General features: G+C 56.9%; 2 protein-coding genes and 1 pseudogene. 2 read left to right on the top strand and 1 reads right to left on the bottom strand.

All coding sequences use genetic code 11. The features are described from left to right. Positions 1-530: VIT1/CCC1 transporter family protein (locus AC2VLY_RS02900; RefSeq protein WP_486921738.1), on the bottom strand; the 530-nt coding region annotated here is incomplete at its 3' end. Between the two features lie 96 nt (positions 531-626). On the opposite strand from AC2VLY_RS02900, the gene cysM reads away from it, so the two are divergent. Both cysM and AC2VLY_RS02910 read left to right on the top strand, forming a co-directional pair. Further along, complete coding sequence (gene cysM / locus AC2VLY_RS02905) at positions 627-1,511, top strand: cysteine synthase CysM (RefSeq protein WP_486892564.1); 885 nt, start codon at positions 627-629, stop codon at positions 1,509-1,511. Between the two features lie 93 nt (positions 1,512-1,604). Continuing rightward, positions 1,605-2,753, top strand: a pseudogene (locus tag AC2VLY_RS02910) (hypothetical protein); the annotation flags it as partial.

Raw genomic sequence — 2,753 nt, forward strand, 5'->3', positions numbered from 1 at the left:
ATGGGCAGCGCATAGGCGTGCGGGACAAAAGCGCCGATCAGAACCGGCGGTACCGCGCCGCTCACAAAAGAAACAGCGGAGGCTAATGCCGCCTGAACAGGGCGCGCTTCAGCGACTTCCGTCAGGCCCAGCTCTTCCCGTGCATGCGCTTCAAGGGGATCACGCTGCATCAATTGAAAAGAGACTTGCCGTGCCAGAGCTTCATCCAGGCCCCGGTCCATATAAATTCGACAAAGTTCGAGTTGTTCCAGTTCAGGATTTTTCTTTATTTCATGGGCTTCCTGCCGGAGTTGCGCTTTCTGGCTGTCACGCTGAGAGCTGACGGAAACATATTCACCGGCCGCCATGGACAGCGCTCCGGATAACAGGGCGGCAACTCCGGCCAGCAGAATCTGATCATGATTGGCCTGACCCGCTATGACTCCACTGAGCAGTCCTGCAGTAGAAAGGAGACCATCGTTTGCACCCAGCACGCCAGCACGCAGCCAACCCGTGTTTTTCTCGTGACTTTCTGTGTGCTTGTTTTCCATTCCAAGGATTCCAATCCCGACTTGAAGGGGGTTCAGGATAGCCCCGGTTTAGGGCTTGGGTCTATGATGGCGTCATGTTCAGGCAAGGAGAAGCATATGGGCGGATTGGAAGATTGGGTGGGGAATACCCCGCTTTGCGAATTCAGGAGTTTGGCACCCAGAACGTGTGTCCATATTTTTGGCAAGCTGGAGGGGAATAATCCGGCAGGTTCCGTCAAGGATCGCCCGGCCATGAACATGATCCGGCGGGCTCTGGAGCGCGGCACCATCACGACTTCCACCCGATTGATTGAACCCACCAGCGGCAATACCGGCATTGCTCTGGCCATGGCGGCTTCGGTGCGGAAGATCCCGATGACCCTGATTATGCCGGAAAACATGAGCATCGAGCGGCGTCAGGTGATGCGGGCCTATGGCGCTGAGGTCATTTTGACGCCAGCTGAACGTAGTATTGAAGGGTCTATTGATTTGGCCCGGCAAATGGTGGCCGCCGGAGAAGGCTTCATGCTTGACCAGTTTTCCAATCCCGATAATCCGGAAGCCCATTACCTCAGTACGGGGCCGGAAATCTGGCGGGATACACGCGGCAGCATCACGCATTTTGTCTCTTCCATGGGTACCACTGGGACGATCATGGGTACCTCCCGCTACTTGCGGACGGTCTCTCCGGATATTCAGATTGTTGGCGTACAACCCGCTGAAGGAGCTAAAATTCCTGGTATTCGCCGTTGGCCGGAAGCCTATTTGCCAAAAATCTACCATCGGGAGATGGTCAGTCAGATAGAAGACGTGACCCAGGAGGAAGCCGAGGACATGACCCGGCGTCTGGCGCGCGATGAAGGGGTACTGGCCGGAATATCTTCTGGAGGCGCGGTGGCCGCCGCCCTGCGCGTTGCCCAAACTCTGGAGCAGGGGGTCCTGGTGGCAATTATCTGCGATCGCGGTGATCGCTACCTGAGTACAGGCGTTTTTCCGGCCTGAGTGTTTATGCAGGACTTTAACCCCTTGCGCCTGCCAACAACCGCCGGGTTCAGACTCAGGTATTGGCTTATATTTTTTTGTGCGGGATTTTTGTTGTCCGGTCCGGCTTGGGCGCAGACCCTGGAAATCACGGCGGCACGGGTTCAGGGCGCTGCCTGGCAAGCGCAGCACCTGAGGGTCATGTTGCGGACGCATGCGCAGAAAAATGCCAGTCTGCAATTTCAGGCCGGGATCCTGCAGCTTGGCAAACAACGTCCCTGGCAAGCCATACAGGGTAACTGTGTCCTGAAGACCCGGCAGGGTTGGTCGTGTTCAGCCTTGCACCTGGTGATTTCGGGAAGTCCCTGGGGGGCTTTGCAAGGTACTGGACGTTTTCAGGTGCTGCGTTCCGGGGGGGCTGGTAGCCTGCACTTCCAGTTGGAGGGGGCAAAATTGGGCAAGCTGACCCTGCTTGCGCGCAGTGCAGCTTCAGGTCGCTGGCAATTACAGACCCGGGGAGAAGTCGCTTTAAGCGATTGGGTTTCCGCCCTGAATCTGCTCCCGGCCACCTGGCAAAGTGGCGGAGAACTCGCTTGGCAGATGCATTCTTCGGGTGCTGGCTGGTCACAAATTTCTGCGGTTCATTTCAGGGCGCAACTGCACAAAGGCCAGTTCAGTAGTCCCGATGGGTTGCAGGCAGCCCAGAATGTCGCCGCACAATTGTCAGGTGATGGGCATCTGCAAGGACACTGGCAGGGACAGGTTCAGCTGCGTTGGGACGAGGGTGGCATTTTATGGAGTCCCTGGTACTGGGCGGCGCCGGCGCGACCGGTTGTCATGCAGAGTGGCTGGCGCCAGTCGGCAAAAAACTGGCATCTGGAGCGGGGTCAGATAAATTGGCCGAATCTGGGAACCGCAAAATTTGCCGTCAGTGAACCCGTTCAGGGGAGTAAGCTGGACTGGCATTTGCAGGATGCAGATGTCGCTCTGGCACCCCTTTTTACGACCTGGATTAAACCGTTATTGCCAGCCAGCAGTTTTGCAGCACAGGCTTTGCTGGCGGGTCATTTGCATTTTTCGGTGGCGGGAAATCCGGCTTTGCGTTCTGTGCATTGGGATTTGCCGCACGGTGATTTTTCTACCCAGCAAATGAGCCTGGCAGGCGTCGTCAGTCATGGCGCCTGGGGTGCCCATGTACCCGTGGAAAAGGCGGTTTTTAACTGGCAAAGCGCCACCCTGTATCATATTCCTCTAGGCCCGCTG

The sequence above is a fragment of the Acidithiobacillus sp. TH-A36 genome (assembly GCF_057473445.1).

Bases quoted from the DNA above. Each gene is read 5' to 3' on its own strand.
- cysM (WP_486892564.1), top strand. From the start codon at position 627: ATGGGCGGATTGGAAGATTGGGTGGGGAATACCCCGCTTTGCGAATTC.